This is a genomic window from Streptomyces sp. 1114.5 (assembly GCF_003635085.1).
Taxonomy (GTDB): domain Bacteria; phylum Actinomycetota; class Actinomycetes; order Streptomycetales; family Streptomycetaceae; genus Kitasatospora.
In genome coordinates, this window is record NZ_RBXE01000001.1 from 4,018,296 (window position 1) to 4,037,904 (window position 19,609).

The window sequence follows — 19,609 nt, forward strand, 5'->3', positions numbered from 1 at the left end:
GAAGACACCGTGATCCGCCTTGTGAGGGAAGGATTCCCATGTCTGACATCCACGATGCAACTGGCGTAGAGGCGAAGGCGGAGGGCTGCCCGGTGAACCACGGGCGTGCGCCGCACCCCACCCAGGGCGGCGGGAACCGCCAGTGGTGGCCGGAACGGCTCAACCTGAAGATCCTTGCCAAGAACCCCGCCGTGGCCAATCCGCTCGGTGCGGACTTCGACTACGCGGCGGCCTTCAGCGCGCTCGACCTCCCCGCCGTCAAGCGGGACATCCAGGAGGTCCTCACCCGCTCCCAGGACTGGTGGCCGGCCGACTACGGCAACTACGGCCCGTTCATGATCCGGATGGCCTGGCACAGTGCCGGCACCTACCGGATCAGCGACGGCCGCGGCGGCGCCGGCGGCGGCCAGCAGCGCTTCGCCCCGCTGAACAGCTGGCCCGACAACGCCAGCCTGGACAAGGCCCGCCGCCTGCTGTGGCCGGTGAAGAAGAAGTACGGCCGCAGCCTCTCCTGGGCCGACCTGATGATCCTCGCCGGCAACGTCGCCCTGGAGGGCATGGGCTTCCGGACCTTCGGGTTCGGCGGCGGCCGGGTCGACGAGTGGGAGCCCGACGAGGACGTCTACTGGGGCCCGGAGACCACCTGGCTCGGCGACGAGCGCTACACCGGCGACCGCGAGCTGGAGAACCCGCTCGCCGCCGTCCAGATGGGCCTCATCTACGTCAACCCCGAGGGCCCCAACGGCAACCCGGACCCGATCGCCGCCGCCCGCGACATCCGCGAGACCTTCTACCGGATGGCGATGAACGACGAGGAGACCGTCGCGCTGATCGCCGGCGGCCACACGTTCGGCAAGACCCACGGCGCCGGCCCGGCCGACAACGTCGGCCCGGACCCGGAGGCCGCCCCGATCGAGCAGCAGGGCCTCGGCTGGAAGAGCGCCTTCGGCACCGGCGTCGGTGTCGACGCGATCACCAGCGGCCTGGAGGGCGCCTGGACGCCCACCCCGGTCACCTGGGACAACAGCTTCTTCGAGACCCTGTTCGGCTACGAGTGGGAGCTCACCAAGAGCCCGGCCGGTGCCCACCAGTGGAAGCCGAAGGACGGCGCCGGCGAGGGCACCGTCCCGGACGCCCACGACCCGAGCAAGCGGCACGTCCCGATCATGCTGACCACCGACCTGTCGCTGCGGTTCGACCCGGTCTACGAGCCGATCTCCCGGCGCTTCCTGGAGAACCCGGACCAGTTCGCGGACGCCTTCGCCCGCGCCTGGTACAAGCTCACCCACCGCGACATGGGCCCGGTCGTCCGCTACCTCGGCCCCGAGGTCCCGAGCGAGCACCTTCTCTGGCAGGACCCGCTGCCGCAGGCCTCCTACCAGCAGGTCGAGGCGGCCGACGTCGCCGACCTCAAGCGGCGGATCAGCGCCACCGGCCTGTCGGTGGCCGAACTGGTCTCCACCGCCTGGGCGGCGGCCTCCTCCTTCCGCTCCAGCGACAAGCGCGGCGGCGCCAACGGCGGCCGCATCCGGCTGCAGCCGCAGATCGGCTGGGAGGTCAACGAGCCCGACCGGCTCGCCTCGGTGCTGCGCACCCTGGAGGGCGTGCAGAAGGACTTCAACGCGCAGGGCGGTGGCAAGCAGGTCTCGCTGGCCGACCTCGTGGTGCTGGCCGGCGGCGTCGGCGTCGAGCAGGCGGCCAAGGCGGCCGGCCTCGCCGTCGAGGTGCCGTTCGCGCCCGGCCGGGTGGACGCCTCGCAGGAGCAGACCGACACCGAGTCCTTCGCCGCGCTGGAGCCGAAGGCCGACGGCTTCCGCAACTGGGTCGGCAAGGGCAACCGGCTGCCGGCCGAGTACCTGCTGCTCGACAAGGCGAACCTGCTGGGCCTGAGCGCCCCCGAGCTGACCGTCCTGGTCGGCGGCCTGCGCGTGCTCGGCGCCAACCACGGCGGGTCCACGCACGGCGTGCTCACCGCGACCCCCGGCGTGCTGACGAACGACTTCTTCGTCAACCTGCTGAACCTGGACACCCGTTGGGCGCCCACCTCGGAGGACTCGCACACCTTCGAGGCGCGGGACGCCGCCGGCAAGGTCACCTGGACCGGCACCCGGGCCGACCTGGTCTTCGGCTCCAACGCCGAACTGCGGGCCGTCGCCGAGGTGTACGCGAGCGACGACGCCAAGGAGAAGTTCGTGACGGACTTCGTCGCGGCCTGGGTCAAGGTCATGAACGCGGACCGCTTCGACCTGGTCTGATCCGTATCTGCTGGTGAGAGCGGGAGCCCGGGGGCGTCAACCCCCGGGCTCCCGCCAGTCGTCACGGCACCTGAGGGGTGGACCCCACGCTGACCAGCCCGGTCTCGTACGCCGCGACCACCACCTGGGCCCGGTCCCGCAGGCCCAGCTTGCCGAGGATCCGGGCCACGTGCGTCTTCACGGTCGCCTCGGACAGCCCCAGCCGGGCGGCGAGTTCGGCGTTGCTGAGCCCGCGGGCGAGCAACGCCATCACCTCCAGCTCGCGCGGGGTGAGCGTGCCCAGCTCGCGGTGCGGCGCCGCCGCCGAGGGCGCGTCCGGGCGGGCGAAGCGCTCGACCAGGCGGCGGGTGATGGCGGGCGCGAGCAGCGCGTCCCCGGTGCGGACCAGCCGGACGGCGGCGGCCAGGTGCTCCGGCGTGACGTCCTTCAGCAGGAAGCCGCTCGCCCCGGCGGCCATCGCCGCGTAGACGTAGTGGTCGAGGTCGAAGGTGGTCAGCATGATGATCCGCGGCCGCTGCGGCTGCGGCTGCGACGGCGGCGGCGGCGACTGCGCCTGCGGCGTCGGGTCGGCGGCGAGGATCCGGCGGGCCGCCTCCAGCCCGTCCAGACCGGGCATCCGGATGTCCATCAGGACGACGTCCGGCACCGTCCGGCGGACGGCGGCGACGGCCTGCTCGCCGTCCTCCGCCTCGGCGACCACCTCGATTCCCTCGGACTCCAGGATCAGCCGGAACCCGGTGCGGACCAGGGCCTGGTCGTCGGCGACCACCACCCGCACGGGCTGCGCGTTCATGAACTCTCCAGCGGTATCAGGGCCGTGACGCGGTAGCCGCCGCGCGGCCGGGGGCCGGTCTGCAGGGTGCCGCCGTAGACGGCCAGGCGCTCGCGCAGGCCGAGCAGCCCGCGTCCGTCGCCGGTGGCGGCGGCGCCGGTGGGGCGCCCGCCGGTGTCGGTGACGTCCACCCGCAGGTGGTCCGGGGCGTACTCGACGGTCACCGCGGCGTCGGCGCCGCCCGCGTGCTTGACGGTGTTGGTGAGCGCCTCCTGGACGACCCGGTAGGCGGCCAGCTCGACCCCCGGCGGCACGGCCCGGCGTTCACCGCGGACGCTCAGTTCGACCGGCAGTCCGGCCCGCCGCACGCCCTCGACCAGCGCGTCCAGCCGGCCGAGGCCGGGCTGCGGACTGAGGTCGGCCCCGCCGGCCGGGTCCTCGCCGCTCTCCGAGTCGATGGTCAACAGGCCCATGACGTGCCGCAGTTCGGTCATCGCCGCGCGCCCGCCGGACTCCACCGCGGCCATCGCCTCGCGGGCCTTGTCCGGGGCGGTGTCCAGGATCTTGCGGGCGGCCCCGGCCTGGATCGTCATCATGCTCACGTTGTGGGTCACGACGTCGTGCAGCTCCCGGGCGATGCGGGCCCGTTCGAGCTCCACCGCGCGGTCGAGCGCGGCCAGCTGCTCCCGCTCCAGGGCGGAGAGCCGCTCGCGGCCCTCGTCCACCCGGCGGCGCCACATCCGCAGCTCGTAGGCGACCGCGAACACCGGCACCAGGACCAGCACGGCGATCACCCCGTTGGGGAAGTGCGGCAGCTTCGCCTCGGTGAACAGCAGCACCAGCGCGGCGGTCGCGGCCGGCAGGCTCAGCAGTACGGCCCGCGGCCGCCGCCCGTACGCGGCCGCGCTGTACGCGGCGACGACCACCGCCACGCCGGCCCCGTACGCGATGTCCTGCGACAGGTGCCGGACCAGCAGCGCGGCCGGCAGCACCGTCCACAGCACCGCCAGCGGGTGGCGGCGGCGCAGCGCCAGCGGCAGCGGGACGAGCGGGACGAGCGGCAACAGCCCGTGCGGGGCGGAAGTGTCGAGGGTGTCGGCGAGCGTGGCGTAGCGGCCGCAGGCGAAGGCCAGGAGAAGGGCCAATGCCAGGTCGAAGGCCTGGCCGCGCCGGGTCGGCCGGGACGGGGGAGCGGCGTCGGGCCCCGCGCCCGGCCGGGTCGCCGCCGCGCGAAGCCGACGCACCGTCGGATGGTTGATCACCGGGACATTGTGGGGCCCAGCCGCCCGGCGGGACAGCCCCGCGGGCGGCGGCGGCCGGTACACCCGGCGACTACCTCGGAAGGATGACGCCGACGGCCGTCCTCCCGGCGCGGTACGGAAGTTGCCGCGGGCGGCGGACGCCGGGGCACGCGGCCCGTCCGTACCGTCGTGCCGTCCACCAGACGGGGGCGGTCGGGAACGGCCGACGAGGCGCGAGGAGCGGGGATGAGCATCGCGGGGATCGACAGCGCGGGAACGAACGGCGCGGGGACGGGCGGAGAACCGGTGGTCGAGCTGAGCGGGGTGAGCCGCCGCTACGAGGGCGCCCGGGCGGCGCTGGACGGGGTGACGCTGAGCGTGCGGACGGGGGAGTCGGTGGCCGTGCTCGGCCCTTCCGGCAGCGGGAAGTCCACACTGCTGAACCTGGTGGCCGGGCTGGACCGGCCGAGCGAGGGGACGGTCACCGTGGCCGGGGTGCGGGTGGACCGGCTCGGTGAGGCGGGCTCGGCCCGCTACCGGCGCGGCACGATCGGCATGGTGTTCCAGTTCTTCAACCTGCTGGACGACCTCACCGTGGTCGACAACGTGGTGCTGGCGGGGGAGTTGGCCGGAGCCCCGCGCGCCGAGGCCCGGCGGCGGGCCGCCGAGCTGCTGGCGGCGCTCGGCATCGACCGGCACGCCCGTGCCCACCCCGGCCGGCTCTCCGGCGGCGAGCGTCAACGTGTAGCCGTGGCACGGGCGTTGATGAACCGGCCGACATTGCTGCTGGCCGACGAGCCGACCGGTGCGCTGGACTCGGCCTCCGGCGAGGACGTCAAGGAGCTGTTCCGGGAGCTGCACCGGGACGGCCAGACCGTCCTGATCGTCACCCACGACCTGCGGCTGGCCGAGGACTGCGCCACCCGCACGGTCCGGATGCGGGACGGCCGGATCGAGGCGGACTCGGCGGTGGCGGCATGACCTCGCTCGGAAGCGTGGTACGGGCAGGCGTCCGCAGGCGCCGGACGCAGTCGGTCGCGATCGGGCTGGCCGCGCTGGTGGCCACCACCTGTTCCGTCCTCGGCGGGTCGCTCCTGGTCGCCTCCCGGGCGCCCTTCGACCAGGCCTTCGCCCGGCAGCACGGCGCACACCTGACGGCGCGCTACGACGGCACCCGGGCGAGCGCCGACCGGCTCGCCGCCACCGCGCACCTCCCGGGCGTGACGGCGGCCGCCGGACCGTTCCGGACCGTCACCGTCGACCCGGAGCCGGGCCCGGGCTCGGACGCCCCGGCCGGGGTGACCATGGCGCCGATGACCGTCACCGGGCGCGTACCGGCCGCCGATGGCGTCGACGCCGTCGAACTGCTGCGGGGGAGCTGGCCGGCCCACCCGGACGAGGTGGTGCTCGACTCCGGCTACCACGACCAGGAGGTGGGGGTCGGCGGCGCCCTGCGCCTGCCCGGTCTGCCGGGAGCGCCGACGCTGAAGGTCGTCGGCTCCGCCCGGTCCGTCAGCCGTACCTCCGACGCCTGGGTGACGCCCGACGCCATCGACGCCCTCACCGCGCCCGGGAGCACCCCCGGCTACCGGATGCTCTACCGCTTCGCCCGGGCCGGCAGCGCCGACGAGGTGGCCGCCGACCGGGCCGCCCTGGCCGCCGCCGTCCCGGCCGACGCGCTGACCGGTGCCCAGTCCTGGCTCACCGGCGAGCAGGGTTCGGACCGCAACACCGCGCTGTTCCTGCCCTTCCTGGTCGCCTTCGGGCTGCTCGGCATCGCGCTGTCGGTCCTGGTCACCGGGACCGTGGTGGCCGGCGCGGTCGGCAGCGCCACCCGGCGGATCGGCGTGCTCAAGGCGCTCGGGTGCACCCCCGCCCAGGTGATGCGGGCGTACGTCGCCCAGGCGCTGATCCCGGCCACCGCCGGCACCCTGCTCGGTGTGCTCGTCGGTAACCTGCTGACCGTCCCCGTGCTCGCCACCACCGGGCAGCTCTACGGCACCAGCAGTTCCGGCCTCGCCCCCTGGGTGGACGTCGCGGTGGCCGGCGGCACGCCGGCCGCCGTCGCCCTGGTCGCGTGGGCGGCCGCCGCCCGCGCCGGACGGCTGCGCACCGTGGATGCGCTGGCCGTCGGCCGCACGGCCGGCACCACCCGGCGGGACGCCCTGGCCGCCCGCGCCGCCGCCCTGGCCGCCCGGCTGCCGCTGCCCCGGCCGCTGAGCCTCGGCCTCGCCCAGCCCTTCGCCCGCCCGGCCCGGGCCGCCGGCATGTTCGCGGCGGTGCTGTTCGGCACGGCGGCGGCGGTCTTCGCGGTCGGCATCGGCGGGACGATGACCTGGGTGCAGGAGGCCAAGGCCCACCGGGCCGGGGACGTCGTGGTGCACCCGGCGCGCCCGGACGGCCCGCCCGCGGCGGGCCCCCCGGCGCGCCCGGACGGCCCGCCCGCGGCGGGCCCCGCGGCGGGCCCCGCGGCCGGGCCCGACCGGGCCGACCGGGCCGACCGGGCCGAGGTGACCGCCGCGCTGGACGCGCAGCCGGGCACCGCCGCGTACTTCGGCACCGGCACCGAGGAGGTCACCGTCCCCGGAGTGTCCGGGAGCACCACGGTGACCGCCTTCGACGGCGACTCCTCCTGGGCGGGCTACCGGATGGTCTCCGGGCGCTGGTACCGGGGCCCGGGCGAGGCCGTCGCCCCCGCCACCTTCCTGACCGAAGCCTCGATCGCGGTCGGCGACCGGGTGACCTTCACCAGCCACGGGCAGGAGGTCACCGTCCGGATCGTCGGCGAGGTCTTCGACCCGCACGTGCAGACCAATGAACTCCTCACCGACGCCGCCGGCTACCTGCCCGGCACGGCCCCGCGGCCGGACTCCTGGACCGTCAGGCTGAAGCCCGGCACCGACCGCACCGGCTACACCGCCGCCCTCGGTGCCGCGCTCGCCCCGGCACACCTGATCGTCCGGTCCGCCGAGCCGCAGGGCAGCAGCGGCACGATCCTCGCGCTGCGGTCGCTCACCGCGACGCTGACCGGGCTGCTGGTGGCGGTCGCCGGGCTGGGGGTGCTCAACACCGTCGTCCTGGAGATCCGCGAGCGGCGGCGGGACACCGGCGTCGCCAAGGCGATCGGCATGACCCCGGCGCAGTCGGTCGGCGTGGTGCTCGCCTCCGTCCTGCTGGTCGGTGCGGCCGGCGGCGCGGCCGGACTGCCGGTGGGGGTGCTGCTGCACCGGGCGACGGTGCCCGCGATGGGCCGGGCCGCAGGGCTGCACTTCCCCGCCCCGGCGGTGGACGTCCTCGGCACCCCGGCGCTGGTGTTGCTCGGGCTCGGCGGGGTGCTGATCGCGGTCCTCGGCGCGCTCCTCCCGGCCGTACGGGCGGCGCGCTCGCGGACGGTGGACGCCCTGCGGGCGGAGTGACGGCGGAGTGAGGGCGGGGGCTGCGGCGGGGGTTCCGCGCGGGGCCGGACGACGCGGCTCAGGCCTCGCCGTCCGGCCCCGCGGCCATCCGCTCCGCCGCGGTCGGCTCCTCGCCCGTGCGCTCCTCGGCCTTCTTCTCCGCCGCCCGGACCTGCTCGGTGAAGGTGTGCGCGTCGATCCGCTCGACCGTCGCGCCGTGCCGGGCGGCCAGCTCGTCGGCCGGGTCGGGGGAGGCCTCCCGGACGTCCAGGGCGATCAGCGCGCCGCCGTCCGGCACCCGGGCCGAGAGCACGATCAGCGCGGCGCCGGTCTCGCTCGCGAAGCGCTCCTCCGCCGCGTTGCCGAGGGCCGCCCCCGCGGTGAAGCCCAGCAGGACGCCGATCGGCCCGCCGACCAGCCCGACCAGTCCGCCGAGCACGCCGGAGCCGACGGTGGCCACGCCCGCGCCCCGGGTGAAGGTGTCCTTGACCTCCAGCACGCCGTCCGTGCCGCGCTCCAGCGCGGCCGCCACCCGCAGACCCGGCAGGTGCTCCGCCTCGTCGAAGGCGGGGCGCCAGCCGGCGGGGCCGGGAAAGGTCAGCAGGACGGCGTTGTGCTGCTCGCTCATCGCACTCCGATCGGGCCGGGACCGGCGTCGGCCGGGCTTTCATCCTGACCCGCGCCGCAGGGCACTGCCACAGGAGAACCGGACATCGCGTACTCCCGCGGTGATCGTTCGCCACCAACTCGCCGTCGCCGACACGGAATTGCCCGGATCGAGTGAGACCCGCCGGGACACGCCGGAGAGCCCCGCGGGCCGCTGCCAGGATCGGGGTCCGCACCGGCAGGCCGACCCCGCGCAGGGTCCGCAGGCACCGCTGTCGACCCCGCACGCCCACCCGGCGTCGAGGGCTGCCCGGGCGCGGATCCACCGCGGCCGCGGGGCCGCCCTACCAGGGAACAGGGAGCACTGTGTCCGAGCAGGTCGTGGAACCCGGGAAACCCGCCACCACCCCCGACGACGAGCACCCCGAGCGGGAGCACCGCGAGCAGTACGACGAGCACCCCGAGCAGGAGCACGACGAGGAACTGCGGCTCCGCTTCCCCGGCGACCGCCGCGCCCAGGCCGGCGCGTCGATGTCCGCGACTGCCATGCTGCGCCGCCTGCCCCACCTGGTGCGCCGGGCGATGACGCTGGCCTGGGCGGCGGACCGGACCTCCACCGTGCTGCTGCTGGTCTGCCAGGCGCTGGCGGGGGTGTTCGGGGCGCTCGCGCTGTACGCCACCACCGGCACGCTGGCCGCGCTGCTGGTCCCCGGCCCGGTCACCGAGCACCTGCGCACCGCCGCGCCCTCGCTGCTCCTGCTGACCCTCTCGGCCGCCCTGCGCGCCGTCCTGGGCATCGCCGTGGTCGGTCTGTCCGGCCGGGTGTCGCCGCGGATCACCCGAGAGGCGGAGCTGGCGCTGATCGCGGCCGGGTGCGCCGCCGAGCTGAAGGCGTACGACGAGCCCACCTACAACGAGCAGTGGGAGGCCGCCGACCGGGGCGCCTCGACCACGCCCGACCTGCTCTCCAACGCCCAGGACGTGATCGCCTCCACCGTCTCGCTCGCCGCCGCCGCGGGCGTCCTCGCGGCTCTGCACCCCTGGCTCGTACCGCTGCTGCTGCTCGGCTCGGTGCCGACCGCGGTGGCCGCCGTCCGGACCGCCCGGATCCACTACCTGGCGGCCGTCACCACCAACGAGGACCGCGGGGCGTTGCGCGTGTACCGCTGGTTCCTGATCGACAAGACCCGCGCCGACCAGGTCCGTTCGGACCAGGTCACGCCCTTCCTGATGGCCAAGTACCGCCGCGCCGAAGCCAAGATCGTCGCCGCCACCGACCGGGCGACCCGGGAGGCGGCGAAGGTGTCCCTGCTGGCCGCGCTCGGCACCGGCGCCGGCAGTGCCCTGATCTGGGGCACCCTGCTCTACCTGGTGGCGAGCGGCCGGATCGACCTCGCCGCGGCCGGCACCGCCACCTTCGCGCTGCGCACCGCCTCCTCCGGCCTGCAGGGCCTGGTCGGCAACGGCGCCCGGCTGTACCGGATGGGCCTCTACCTGGACGACTACTTCACCTTCCTCGACGAGGCCGGCGGCCACCGGATCCGTCGGGGCCACCGGATCCCCGCCGCCCCGCGGCTGGTCGAGGTGACCGACCTGGTCCACGCCTACCCCGGCGAGCAGCAGGAGCCCGCCCTGCGCGGGGTGAGCATGAGCCTGCGGGAGGGCGAGGTGGTGGCCGTGATCGGGCAGAACGGCAGCGGCAAGTCGACCCTGCTCAAGCTGCTCTCCGGCCTCTACCTGCCGCAGTCCGGCCGGATCACCTGGGACGGCGTGCCGGTGGAGGAACTGGACGCCGAGGGCATGTGGTCCCGGGTCGCCCGGGTGCCGCAGGAGTTCGCCCGCTGGCCGCTCGGCGCCGCCGAGAACATCCACCTCGGCCACCTCACCGACCAGGTGATGGCCGACGTCGAGCGGGCGGCCGCCCGGACCGGCTTCGACGAGATCGTGGACCGGCTGCGCTCCGGCTGGCGCACCCTGCTCGCCCAGGGCTGGTGGGGTGGCGCCGAACTGTCCGGCGGCGGCTGGCAGCGCGCGGCCGTCGCCCGGGCGCTGTACCGCACGGCGCGCTGCCCGGGCCTGCTGATCCTGGACGAGCCGACCTCCGACCTCGACCCGCGCGCCGAACACCGCATCCTGCACGCCCTGCGCGCCCTCGCCCCGGGGCGCATCACCCTCCTGGTCACCCACAACATCGCCAACGCGGCGGTGGCGGACCGGGTGATCGTGATGGACAAGGGTCGGATCGTGCAGACCGGCACTTGGGCCGAGCTGGCGGAACGGCCCGACGGCCTGTTCCGCGAACTGCTCGACCTGCAGCGCGACCGTACCGTCCCGGCCCAGCGCGCGGCGGGGGAGGAGAGCTGACCCGGGACTGAGCGGGGCCTTGTCGCGACGGCGGAACGGCGGAGGGCCCCGCAGGATCGCGGGGCCCTCCGAGGGAACGGGCAGTGGCCGGTGGTCAGTTGTAGGTCGTGGTGACCGTGACGCCGCCGAAGCCCTGTTGGGCGTAGAGGCTGAAGTACACCCAGCCGGACGGCGGGTTGGCGATGGTGAGCGTCTCGCCGTTGCCGCCGCTGGTGGACTTGGCGAGGTACGAGCCGGTGGTGGCCCAGGCGCCGCCGTTGTAGTACAGGTCGGCGTTGCCGGTGCCGCCGCCGGTGGTGACGGTCAGCTGCTTCACGCCGGCCGGCAGGTACAGGAAGGCGTAGCTGTAGTTCCCGGTGGTGGCGGCCACGCCGTCGCGGCGGCAGTTCTTGTCGTACTGCCGGGTGTCGGCGGCGGTGCACAGCGGGGCCTGGGTGGCGGGCAGCGAGCCGCAGTTGTCGGCGGCGCAGGCCTTGAGCCAGGTGGCGAAGTCGGCGTCGTACGCGGTGCCGATGGTGTTCTTCAGCAGGGCGCGGGCGCCGTTCCAGTCGCCCACGCGGTACTTGGCGAGCAGCGCGTCGACGTCCTGCGGGTGCGACTGGAGCATGTAACGGACGGCCAGGTAGCCCCAGTTGTAGATCCGGGTGGAGTCGGCATTGGCGTAGGTGCTGTCGAACAGGGTGCTCAGCGCGTACGTGCCCTTGCCGGCCTGGGCGACCGCGTCGTCGTAGTGGACGCCGCGGTAGCTGTACGAGATGTACTCGGCCAGGCCCTCGACCCACCAGACGGTCGGGGTGGTCATGCCGGCGTCGAAGTCGCCGTAGAAGTCGTAGCGGCCGTCGAGGTAGTGGGTGTACTCGTGGTTGAGGTTCCAGATCTGGAACTGGGGGCGCAGCCAGGAGGCCTCGTGGGCGATGAAGCGGGCCTGGTTGCCGGCCGCGTTCGGCTTGCCCTCCTCGTACATGCCGCCGTTGTCGACGGCGATGTGGTACATCTCCCAGGCGTAGAGGCTGTAGTTGTAGTAGTCGTCGAAGACGACGACCTCCAGGCTGGTGTTGTCGTCGTCGGCGACCGGGCCGTTGTCCTTGACCACCCGGTGGAAGTACGCGTCCTGGTTGATCAGGCTGGTGCAGGTGTCGGCGAGCTGCTGCGCGGTCATGTCCTGGGCTCGGATGCGCAGGGTGGCGCTGCAGGTGTGGTCGACGGTGAGCACGAGCGGGACGAGCCGGGTGGGCAGGTCGCAGGTGCCGTAGTAGGCGCAGTTGCCGCTGTCCTTGTTCTCCGCGAACCAGACCAGGTTCATGGTGAGCGGGGCGGTGTTGCCGACCAGCGGGTAGCGGTTGATCAGGTCCTTGACGATCGGGCGGCCCTGGGCGCGCAGCGCGTCGTTGGCGAGCAGGTTGCCGATCTGGATGCCGATGCTCGTCACCGGGTCCGAGCCGGTGAGCTGGGAGCTGTTGCGGGTGACGAAGCCCGCCATGCTGGTGGCGAAGGACGGGTCGGCCTGCAGGGCGGCGGTGAAGGCCGGCAGGTCGTAGCCGCGCTCGATGACGGTCTCGGTGTTGGCGACGGCGGTGGCCATCGAGCCGGTCCAGGCGCTGGTGTAGCCGTCCAGCAGCCGCTTGACGACGCCGGCGTAGCGGGCGTTCTCCTGGGCGCTGTCGATCAGGGTGACGGCCTCGGCGAGGGTGGCGCCGTTGGCCTCGGTGACGTCGCTGCTGTGCGGGGCGGCGTAGAAGGCGTCCAGCGCACCGCGGATGGCGGTCTGCAGGGCGGTGCCGTACGGGCCGACGACGTCCTTGTTGTTCCACTGGACGTAGTAGCCGGCGCGCAGGAAGAGCACCAGCTGGCCGGCCGAGGTGGAGTCGTCGCCGGGGTACGCGGCGGAGACGTCGCGCAGTGCGTTGGCGACGGTGACCATCTGCGCCTCGTTGAAGGCGCCCTTGGCGTCGTTGCCGGTGAGCGTGAACAGCGAGTTGACGCAGTCGAGGCCGGCCGACTTGACCTGCTGGACCAGCGCGGCACCGGAGTTGCCGGTGAAGGCGGACACGGTGCAGGCGGCGGCGGTGAGTTGCTTCGCCGTCCTGGCGGCGCCGACGGAGCTGCCCCCCGTCGGGGCGGCGGGCTTGGCCTGGTGGTCCGCGGCGAGCGGGCGGGCGTCCTTGGGCGTGTCCGGCGACTTGGGCACGGGGATCGCCCGGGGCGCGGTTGTGTTCACGGTCTTGGCGGCGGGGGCTGACGGGGTGTCGGCCGCGTGCGCCTGCGGCGCGAAGAGGCCGAGGGCGAGGAAGAAGGCGGCGCCGAGCGCAGGGACTCTGCGCGCGTGCGCCTTCGCTATCCGGAAGGGACGCATGAGGTGGGGGCCTCCGGGCCGTTAGGGGCCGGTAGTGGCCGTGTGGTTGGGGACACGGCCGCTCCAATGTGTGACATGTAAAATGTCACACCAAGGTCAAGCGCGGGAAGCCCCCGGGAGCGAAAAAGTCATCACCTGACGAGATGTGTGTGACGTGCGGAATAAGCAGGAGCCTATGGGTCGTTCCTGCAACTCATACGCAATAGTGTTGTCCCGGCACGATCAGCATCGTTCAACCCGCCGAAAGGGGCCGTGTCCTGATGGGCACCTACTCGCTTCCCGACCTCCCGTACGACTACTCCGCGCTTGAGCGGGCCATGTCCGCCGAGATCCTGGAGCTGCACCACTCCAAGCACCACGCCGCCTACGTCAAGGGCGCGAACGACACCCTGGAGCAGCTCGCCGAGGCGCGCGACAAGGAGCAGTTCGGCGGCCTGGTCGGCCTGCAGAAGACCTTCGCCTTCCACCTGTCCGGCCACGTGCTGCACTCGCTGTTCTGGCAGAACCTCTCCCCGGAGGGCGGCGACCGCCCCGAGGGCGAGCTGGCCGACGCCATCACCGAGCACTTCGGCAGCTTCGAGGCCTTCAAGAAGCAGCTCACGACCGCCACCACCGGCGTCCAGGGCTCCGGCTGGGGCATCCTCTCCTGGGAGCCGCTCGGCAAGCGTCTGATCGTCGAGCAGGTCTACGACCACCACGGCAACGTCGGCCAGGGCACCACCCCGCTCCTCGCCTTCGACGCCTGGGAGCACGCCTACTACCTCCAGTACCGCAACGTCCGCCCCGACTACGTCACCCGCCTGTGGGACGTCGTCAACTGGCAGGACGTCTCGGCCCGCTTCGCGGCCGCCACCACCGCCTGACAGCCGTCAGGTGCAGCAGGCCCCGGCCCGGTCGGGCGGTCCGGGGCCTGCCCCCTGCCCACCCTCGTCCCCACCTGCAAGAACGCGGGAATCCGGGAACCCGTTCGAGCCGGTTCACGTCATGAACCTCGGAACGCTCGAAGACAGCTGGGGGAGCAGACAGCCGATGGACCTCAACGCACGTGTGAAGAATCTGGCCGGCAGCCGGGTGGCGCTCGCGGTGGCGGCCGTCGTCCTGACGGCGAGCGCCTGGGGAGTGGCGGCCCTGACCGACTCGGACGGCACTCCGCAGCAGAACGTCGCGCAGGAGCACGACACGTCCTCCGACGGCAGTGGCGGCGACGGCAGCAAGGGCGGCGACGGCTCCGACGGCGCCGGCGACGGCGGCACGCAGCAGCCGAGCGGGATACCCGACGGCATAGCCCACGCCTCCGAGAGCGGAGGCAACGCCGTCAACATCACCATCGACGACGGCCCCGACCCCACCTGGACCCCGAGGGTCCTCGACGTCCTCAAGCGCCACGGCGTGACGGCGACCTTCTGCATGATCGGACCGCAGGCCAAGGCCCACCCCGACCTGGTCAAGCAGGTCGTCGCGGCCGGCCACCGGCTCTGCGACCACTCCGTGCACCACGACACCTCGATGGACAAGAAGCCCGTCGCCTACCAGGAGAAGGAGATCCTGGACGCCAAGAAGATGATCGAGGACGCCGCGGGCGGCGCCAAGGTCCTCTACTACCGGGCCCCCGGCGGCTCCTTCACCCCCGACAGCCGCCGCATCGCCGCGGCGAACGGCATGCGCCCGCTCGGCTGGAACGTCGACTCCAAGGACTTCAACAAGCCCGGCACCGCCGCCATCGTGGACACGGTCAAGAAGGAAATGCACCTCGGCCCGACCATCCTCTTCCACGACGGCGGCGGCGACCGCCAACAGACGGTCGAAGCCCTCGACCAGGTCCTCACCTGGCTGAAGTCCCAAGGCCGCCCCACCGGCTTCCCCGTCCAGACCACCCCCTGACGCGCCGGCCCCGGCCCCCGCCGAGCTGGCAGTTCATCAGACATGGAAACGCCTGACAGGTCGATCGTGCACGCGCCAGGTGCGCCGGTTGGCGGCAGACATTGCTCTGCCCGGGACCGACCTGTGGATGTTCGATGACTCCAAGATCATGTTCACCTTCTTCTCGGGCGACGGGGACGTGGTGGACCGGGAGTGGACGACCGAACCTGCCGTCGTTCAGCTCGTGAAGAACGCCTTCGAGACCGTGTGGCACCGGGCGACTCCACACGAGGACTACGTGCTCAAGTAACCGAACGAGATGCGTACCTCTCGCTCATCGAGCGTTCAGCAGGCCCGGAAAGCCCTAGCCGAACGGCTCAAGGAGATCCGCAAGGACTCCGGGCTCACCGGGCCTGCTCTCGCCCTCGCCTGCGGCTGGAGCAAGTCGAAGTGCTCCCGCATCGAGAACGCGATCACCGCACCGTCCGAGCAGGATGTCAGGGATTGGTGCCGCGCCTGCGGAGCCGACGACCAAGCCGCGGACCTGGTGGCTTCCCTCCGCTCAGTAGAGACCATGTTCACCGAGTGGCGACGAATGGAGCGGAGCGGGCTCAAGCGCGCCCAAGAGATTGTCCTGCCGTTGTACGAGCGGACCACACGGTTCCGGGCGTACACACCTGGCATCCTGCACGGTCTTCTCCAGACCCGGGACTACACCCGCTCGGTACTCCAAGCCACCCAACGCCGTCGTGTTGCCGTGGACGACGTGGAAGTGGCCGTGCAGGTGCGCATGGAGCGACAAGAGATCCTGAGAGACCACGGGAAGACCTTCGCCTTCATCATCGAAGAGGCATGCCTGTACCACGGCCTTGGCGGCACGGAGGTAGCCGCCGACCAACTCGCCCACCTGGTCGCTGTCGCATCCCTGGCGAACGTGAGCCTGGGAATCGTTCCTCGGGGCTATTCGCGTCACTCGATGCAGGTCGAAGCGTTCTCGCTCTACGACTCGGCCCAGGCCAACGTCGAACTCGTCTCCGGCTACCTCCAGATCACGCAGCCCTCCGAGGTAGCCATGTACGTCAGCCGGTTCGGGGAACTGGCCGCAGATGCCGTGCACGGCGCTGCCGCTCGTGCCCTGATCACAGAGGCGATTGACTCTCTCGGGTGACTGCTGTGCAACTGCGTGCAACTTGCTGGAGAGCGTCTGACTGAAACTCCTACGGTCTATCACGCACCCGCCACCGCCACGGCGAAGGAGGACAGACCGATGGCGAGACGCACCCCCAAGTCGTCATCGGTCCGAGCAAGGCCGAGTTGAACCGAGCCACGGCGTACGAGTCCCAGTCGTCTGCCGACGACACCTGGGGCTAGGGCCTGTCCGGCGGATCTTGCCGGGCGCACGACGCCGGATCATCCCGCCTGGACGCACGCCCGAATCGTCCAAGTACACCCAGTACGAGGGCGATTCGGGCGCACGCCCAGACGGGCGCCCGACGCCGCGCGCTGATCCGACAAGATCCGCCGGACAGGCCCTAGGTGTATTGACCACGGAGGTTGGTGACGGGGCTCACGGTCAGGTGATCTTGAAATGAGTGAGGGCCATCTGGCCAGGTGTGGATTGCGACATCTACCCCAGCGCCAGAAAGGCCCTCATGCCGCACTCTAATGCACCGTTGACCGAGACCGGACGCCTGCGCCTGGCCCGCTGCGTCGTCGAGGACGGCTGGCCACTACGGCGGGCCGCCGAACGCTTCCAAGTCTCACCGACCACGGCCAAGCGCTGGGCCGACCGCTACCGCGCCCACGGCGAGGCGGGCATGAGAGACCGCTCCAGCCGCCCTCACCACAGCCCGCGCCGGACCCCGACCCGCACCGAGCGTCGGATCATCAAGGTCCGCGTCCTGCGCCGCTGGGGCCCGGCACGCATCGCCTACCTGCTGCGACTCAACCCGGCCACCGTGCACCGGGTCCTGACCCGCTACCGCCTCGCCCGCCTGACCCACCTCGACCGCGCCACCGGCCGCGTCATCCGACGCTACGAGCACTCCGCGCCCGGCGAGCTGGTGCACGTCGACATCAAGAAGCTCGGCAACATTCCCCACGGCGGCGGCCACAGGGTGCTCAGCCGCCAGGCCGGCCGCAGGACCCGCTCCGGGACCGGATACAGCTACCTCCACAACGCCGTCGACGACCACTCCCGCCTGGCCTACAGCGAGATCCTGCCCGACGAACGCAAGGACACCGCCGCCGCATTCTGGACCCGCGCCCAGGACTTCTTCGCCCAGGCCGGGATCACCGTCCAGCGCGTGCTGACCGACAACGGCGCCTGCTACAAGTCCCACCCATGGCGCGACGTCCTGGCCCAGGCCAGGATCACCCACAAGCGAACCCGGCCCTACCGGCCGCAGACCAACGGCAAGGTCGAACGCTTCAACCGCACCCTGCTCGACGAATGGGCCTACGCCAGGCCCTACCAAACCGAGCAAGAACGCCGCGACGCCTACCCCGCCTGGCTCCACACCTACAATCACCACCGCGGACACACCGCACTCGCAGGCAAGCCACCCGCCAGCCGCATCCCCAACCTCACGGGACAGAACACCTAGGGCCAATACTGCTGATTTAGGTAGTTTTCCGGCTGGTTGAGGTGGCTCGGGTCGGCCCGACCAGTCGGACTGTTGGTGCGTCGGGTCGCGGTTGGTTGGAGTACTCGGCGCGCTTGAGTGCCCAGTTCGACATCTTGCGTTTGATCACGCGAGGGTTGGAGCGCAACCGCCTTGGGGGCAGGAGCCGTTCGGTTATCTCACGCAGGCTCCGGACGGTAGCCCGGTTGAGTCGGGAGGGGGGAAAGCGCCGCCTGCCCGGTGACGTGGCGGCGGACGATGCGCAGGGTGCGGGTGAAGGAGATCCGGTCGGGATCGTGCCCGTCTCGCAGGGCGGCCTGGTGCATCAGGTCTCGCAGGGCGTGGTGGACCAGCAGGAACGCGAAGATCTCCTGTTCGACCCCGTGCGGGTGCTGGGAGCGCAGGACGAGCCCGGGGCCGCCCTGGTGGTTCTTGATCTCATCGAGTGTGTTCTCGATCTCCCACCGTTGGGCGTAGAGGGCGGCGAGCTCCGGGGCCGGGGCCCGGGCGGGATCCAGGATGCTGGTGATCAGTCGATAGACGGTGCCGTCGCCGCCGTGCGGGCCGAGTGTGTACTCGACGACCCGTACCCGCTCCGGATCCGCCCGCCGGTAGTGGTCCCGCGCCGTGACGATCTCCGAAAGGTAGGAGCCGTCGTCGAGCATCTCGACCACCGGCAGCACGACCACGCTCCGCACCCGCCACAGCAGATCGGCGCCGCCCGCCCTCGCCGCCCGCCACAGGTCCAGGCCGCAGAATCCGCGGTCGGCGAGCACGAGCATGCCTTCGACCAGCGCGGGGAACAGCCGCTCGGCCAGGACGGCCTCGTGGACGGACAGCGGTCCGATCTCGGCGGCGAACACGGCGTGAGTGCCGCACTCGGCCAGGGCCGCGACCCTTGCCTGCGGATACGCGCTGCGGCCCTGACCGCGACTGCTGCCCGGCCTCCCGAAGAACCCGGCGTTCGCTGTCGTGTCCGGCAGGTCGAAAACGGTGCCGTCCACCGCGACCAGCCGCCACCGCCGATACCAGGCGCCCTGTGTCTCACGGACTGCCACCGGCCGGCAGACCCGGGTGAACAGGACCCGCAACGGCTCGGGCCCGAGCCGAAGACGCGCCCGGCCGATCGCCGCCGTCGTCGGCACTCGCCAGGCCCGAGCCCACCGGCCATCGCGCTCCAGCCCCTGGACGAGCAGCCGGGCGACCTCCTCATAGCCCTGCCCGAAGAACAGGCACATCGCCAGGACGAAATAGACCACCACCCGTGCCGGCAGCAATCGATGCCGCTGTTCGACCCGACCGCACTCGGCGACCACCTCATCGATCAACTCGGGCGGATAAGCCCGCGTCAGCACCCCCAACGCGATCCGATCCGAGAGCCGGTCACTCACCGGCGACTTCACCTGTCCAGGCCTTGGCACAACCCAACCAACGACTGAATCGCACCAAAGTCACCGGTATTGCACCTAGGGCATCTGCGGGCGCTTCGGCTTCCTCCTGCCGGCCCCCGCGCCTTCGGGCGCCCACAGCCTCCCGGCCCGTCGGAAAGGGTCTGATGGGCCGGGCTGCACCACCACGCACAACTGCTCGCCCGTCCCCGGGAGGGCAGAGCCAACCCGATTGGAGAGGCACGTGAGCACCGCCACCACCGAGCCCAGCACCGAGCTGGACGAGCTGGGCAAGTTCTTCACGATCGCCGCGCGCCGGATCGACGCGGGCCAGACCGCTCCGGAGATGTTCTCCGCCGCCATCGACTCCGCGTGGCACCAGCTCGTCGGCGACCCCGTCGCGCACGACGCGTTCGCGCTCCGGCACGCCGGCCGCAAGCTGGCCCACGTCGAGAGCTCGGGCAACGGCCACATCGCCTGGGTGAGTGCCTACGAGGAGGCGTACGGCCCCCTGCCGGAGATCTGGTTCACCGACGCCAACGGCACGGTCAACACCGAGGCCTTGGCCCACTACCGGGACACGGGCGAGGTCTACGCCGAGTGGGACTGCTCGCCCGCCGGCGGAGACGGGGACGACGGCGTCGTGGCCCCGGAGAAGACCACCCGGTGATCACTGCACCATCCGACGGAGCGTCCCGGCCGACCGCCGGGGCGCTCCGCCTCACCGAGGCCCGGACGGAGAACCCCGTCA

General features: G+C 72.4%; 15 protein-coding genes. 10 read left to right on the plus strand and 5 right to left on the minus strand.

Translation table 11 applies throughout. From position 1 onward, the window contains the following. The first annotated feature begins 38 nt into the window (after positions 1 to 38). Positions 39 to 2,255: a catalase/peroxidase HPI gene (katG, locus tag BX285_RS18025; RefSeq protein WP_121175688.1), complete on the plus strand. Its 2,217-nt coding sequence runs from the start codon at positions 39 to 41 to the stop codon at positions 2,253 to 2,255. Between the two features lie 61 nt (positions 2,256 to 2,316). Here the strand turns inward: katG and BX285_RS18030 are convergent, their stop codons facing one another. Both BX285_RS18030 and BX285_RS37365 read right to left on the minus strand, forming a co-directional pair. Then, the gene (locus BX285_RS18030; protein ID WP_121175689.1) at positions 2,317 to 3,048 is read right to left on the minus strand and encodes a response regulator transcription factor; all 732 of its coding nucleotides are present in this window, start codon (positions 3,046 to 3,048) and stop codon (positions 2,317 to 2,319) included. Next, a complete protein-coding gene (locus tag BX285_RS37365; protein ID WP_183107092.1) occupies positions 3,045 to 4,289 on the minus strand; it encodes a sensor histidine kinase in 1,245 nt (414 codons plus the stop codon). The genes BX285_RS18030 and BX285_RS37365 overlap by 4 nt, the downstream gene beginning before the upstream one ends. A gap of 225 nt (positions 4,290 to 4,514) precedes the next feature. Between BX285_RS37365 and BX285_RS18040 the strand changes: the two genes are divergently transcribed. Beyond that, positions 4,515 to 5,249 carry an ABC transporter ATP-binding protein gene (locus BX285_RS18040; RefSeq protein ID WP_097238917.1) on the plus strand — a complete coding sequence of 245 codons (735 nt, stop codon included), beginning with the start codon at positions 4,515 to 4,517 and terminating at the stop codon, positions 5,247 to 5,249. Continuing rightward, entirely contained in the window at positions 5,246 to 7,684 is a 2,439-nt protein-coding gene (locus BX285_RS18045; RefSeq protein WP_121175690.1) for an ABC transporter permease, read from the plus strand. The genes BX285_RS18040 and BX285_RS18045 overlap by 4 nt, the downstream gene beginning before the upstream one ends. A 58-nt stretch (positions 7,685 to 7,742) precedes the next feature. Here the strand turns inward: BX285_RS18045 and BX285_RS18050 are convergent, their stop codons facing one another. Continuing rightward, positions 7,743 to 8,291, minus strand: coding sequence for a hypothetical protein (locus tag BX285_RS18050; protein WP_121175691.1), 549 nt, complete (start codon positions 8,289 to 8,291; stop codon positions 7,743 to 7,745). 344 nt (positions 8,292 to 8,635) lie between these two features. On the opposite strand from BX285_RS18050, the gene BX285_RS18055 reads away from it, so the two are divergent. Then, positions 8,636 to 10,633 (plus strand): ABC transporter ATP-binding protein, encoded by a 1,998-nt coding sequence (locus BX285_RS18055; RefSeq protein ID WP_259470567.1) that lies wholly within the window; start codon positions 8,636 to 8,638, stop codon positions 10,631 to 10,633. A 94-nt stretch (positions 10,634 to 10,727) separates the two neighbouring features. Here BX285_RS18055 and BX285_RS18060 read toward each other — a convergent pair whose 3' ends face one another. Beyond that, positions 10,728 to 12,986 (minus strand): M9 family metallopeptidase, encoded by a 2,259-nt coding sequence (locus BX285_RS18060; protein WP_121175692.1) that lies wholly within the window; start codon positions 12,984 to 12,986, stop codon positions 10,728 to 10,730. A gap of 260 nt (positions 12,987 to 13,246) precedes the next feature. Between BX285_RS18060 and BX285_RS18065 the strand changes: the two genes are divergently transcribed. The 5 genes from BX285_RS18065 to BX285_RS18085 all read left to right on the plus strand — a co-directional run bounded on the left by BX285_RS18065 (position 13,247) and on the right by BX285_RS18085 (position 17,452). Further along, on the plus strand, positions 13,247 to 13,849 hold the full coding sequence (locus BX285_RS18065) for a superoxide dismutase (protein ID WP_097238921.1): 603 nt from the start codon (positions 13,247 to 13,249) through the stop codon (positions 13,847 to 13,849). A gap of 166 nt (positions 13,850 to 14,015) precedes the next feature. Beyond that, the gene (locus BX285_RS18070; protein ID WP_097238922.1) at positions 14,016 to 14,867 is read left to right on the plus strand and encodes a polysaccharide deacetylase family protein; all 852 of its coding nucleotides are present in this window, start codon (positions 14,016 to 14,018) and stop codon (positions 14,865 to 14,867) included. Between the two features lie 88 nt (positions 14,868 to 14,955). Continuing rightward, a complete protein-coding gene (locus tag BX285_RS18075; RefSeq protein ID WP_183107093.1) occupies positions 14,956 to 15,156 on the plus strand; it encodes a DUF6879 family protein in 201 nt (66 codons plus the stop codon). 9 nt (positions 15,157 to 15,165) lie between these two features. Continuing rightward, positions 15,166 to 16,014, plus strand: a complete 849-nt coding sequence (locus BX285_RS18080) for a helix-turn-helix transcriptional regulator (protein WP_121175693.1) — start codon at positions 15,166 to 15,168, stop codon at positions 16,012 to 16,014. Between the two features lie 484 nt (positions 16,015 to 16,498). After that, positions 16,499 to 17,452 (plus strand): IS481 family transposase, encoded by a 954-nt coding sequence (locus BX285_RS18085; RefSeq protein ID WP_121175694.1) that lies wholly within the window; start codon positions 16,499 to 16,501, stop codon positions 17,450 to 17,452. A 197-nt stretch (positions 17,453 to 17,649) separates the two neighbouring features. Here the strand turns inward: BX285_RS18085 and BX285_RS18090 are convergent, their stop codons facing one another. Next, entirely contained in the window at positions 17,650 to 18,891 is a 1,242-nt protein-coding gene (locus BX285_RS18090; RefSeq protein WP_121174976.1) for an IS4 family transposase, read from the minus strand. Positions 18,892 to 19,102: 211 nt separating this feature from the next. On the opposite strand from BX285_RS18090, the gene BX285_RS18095 reads away from it, so the two are divergent. Continuing rightward, positions 19,103 to 19,528, plus strand: a complete 426-nt coding sequence (locus BX285_RS18095; protein ID WP_259470568.1) for a hypothetical protein — start codon at positions 19,103 to 19,105, stop codon at positions 19,526 to 19,528. Positions 19,529 to 19,609 lie beyond the last annotated feature (81 nt).

Excerpts from the sequence above, each read along its gene's own strand:
- BX285_RS18080 (WP_121175693.1), top strand. The coding sequence starts at position 15,166 with ATGCGTACCTCTCGCTCATCGAGCGTTCAGCAGGCCCGGAAAGCCCTA.
- BX285_RS18065 (WP_097238921.1), top strand. The coding sequence starts at position 13,247 with ATGGGCACCTACTCGCTTCCCGACCTCCCGTACGACTACTCCGCGCTT.
- BX285_RS18050 (WP_121175691.1), bottom strand. The coding sequence starts at position 8,291 with ATGAGCGAGCAGCACAACGCCGTCCTGCTGACCTTTCCCGGCCCCGCC.
- BX285_RS18045 (WP_121175690.1), top strand. The coding sequence starts at position 5,246 with ATGACCTCGCTCGGAAGCGTGGTACGGGCAGGCGTCCGCAGGCGCCGG.
- BX285_RS18085 (WP_121175694.1), top strand. The coding sequence starts at position 16,499 with ATGCCGCACTCTAATGCACCGTTGACCGAGACCGGACGCCTGCGCCTG.
- BX285_RS18040 (WP_097238917.1), top strand. The coding sequence starts at position 4,515 with ATGAGCATCGCGGGGATCGACAGCGCGGGAACGAACGGCGCGGGGACG.
- BX285_RS18070 (WP_097238922.1), top strand. The coding sequence starts at position 14,016 with ATGGACCTCAACGCACGTGTGAAGAATCTGGCCGGCAGCCGGGTGGCG.
- BX285_RS18060 (WP_121175692.1), bottom strand. The coding sequence starts at position 12,986 with ATGCGTCCCTTCCGGATAGCGAAGGCGCACGCGCGCAGAGTCCCTGCG.
- katG (WP_121175688.1), top strand. The coding sequence starts at position 39 with ATGTCTGACATCCACGATGCAACTGGCGTAGAGGCGAAGGCGGAGGGC.
- BX285_RS18030 (WP_121175689.1), bottom strand. The coding sequence starts at position 3,048 with ATGAACGCGCAGCCCGTGCGGGTGGTGGTCGCCGACGACCAGGCCCTG.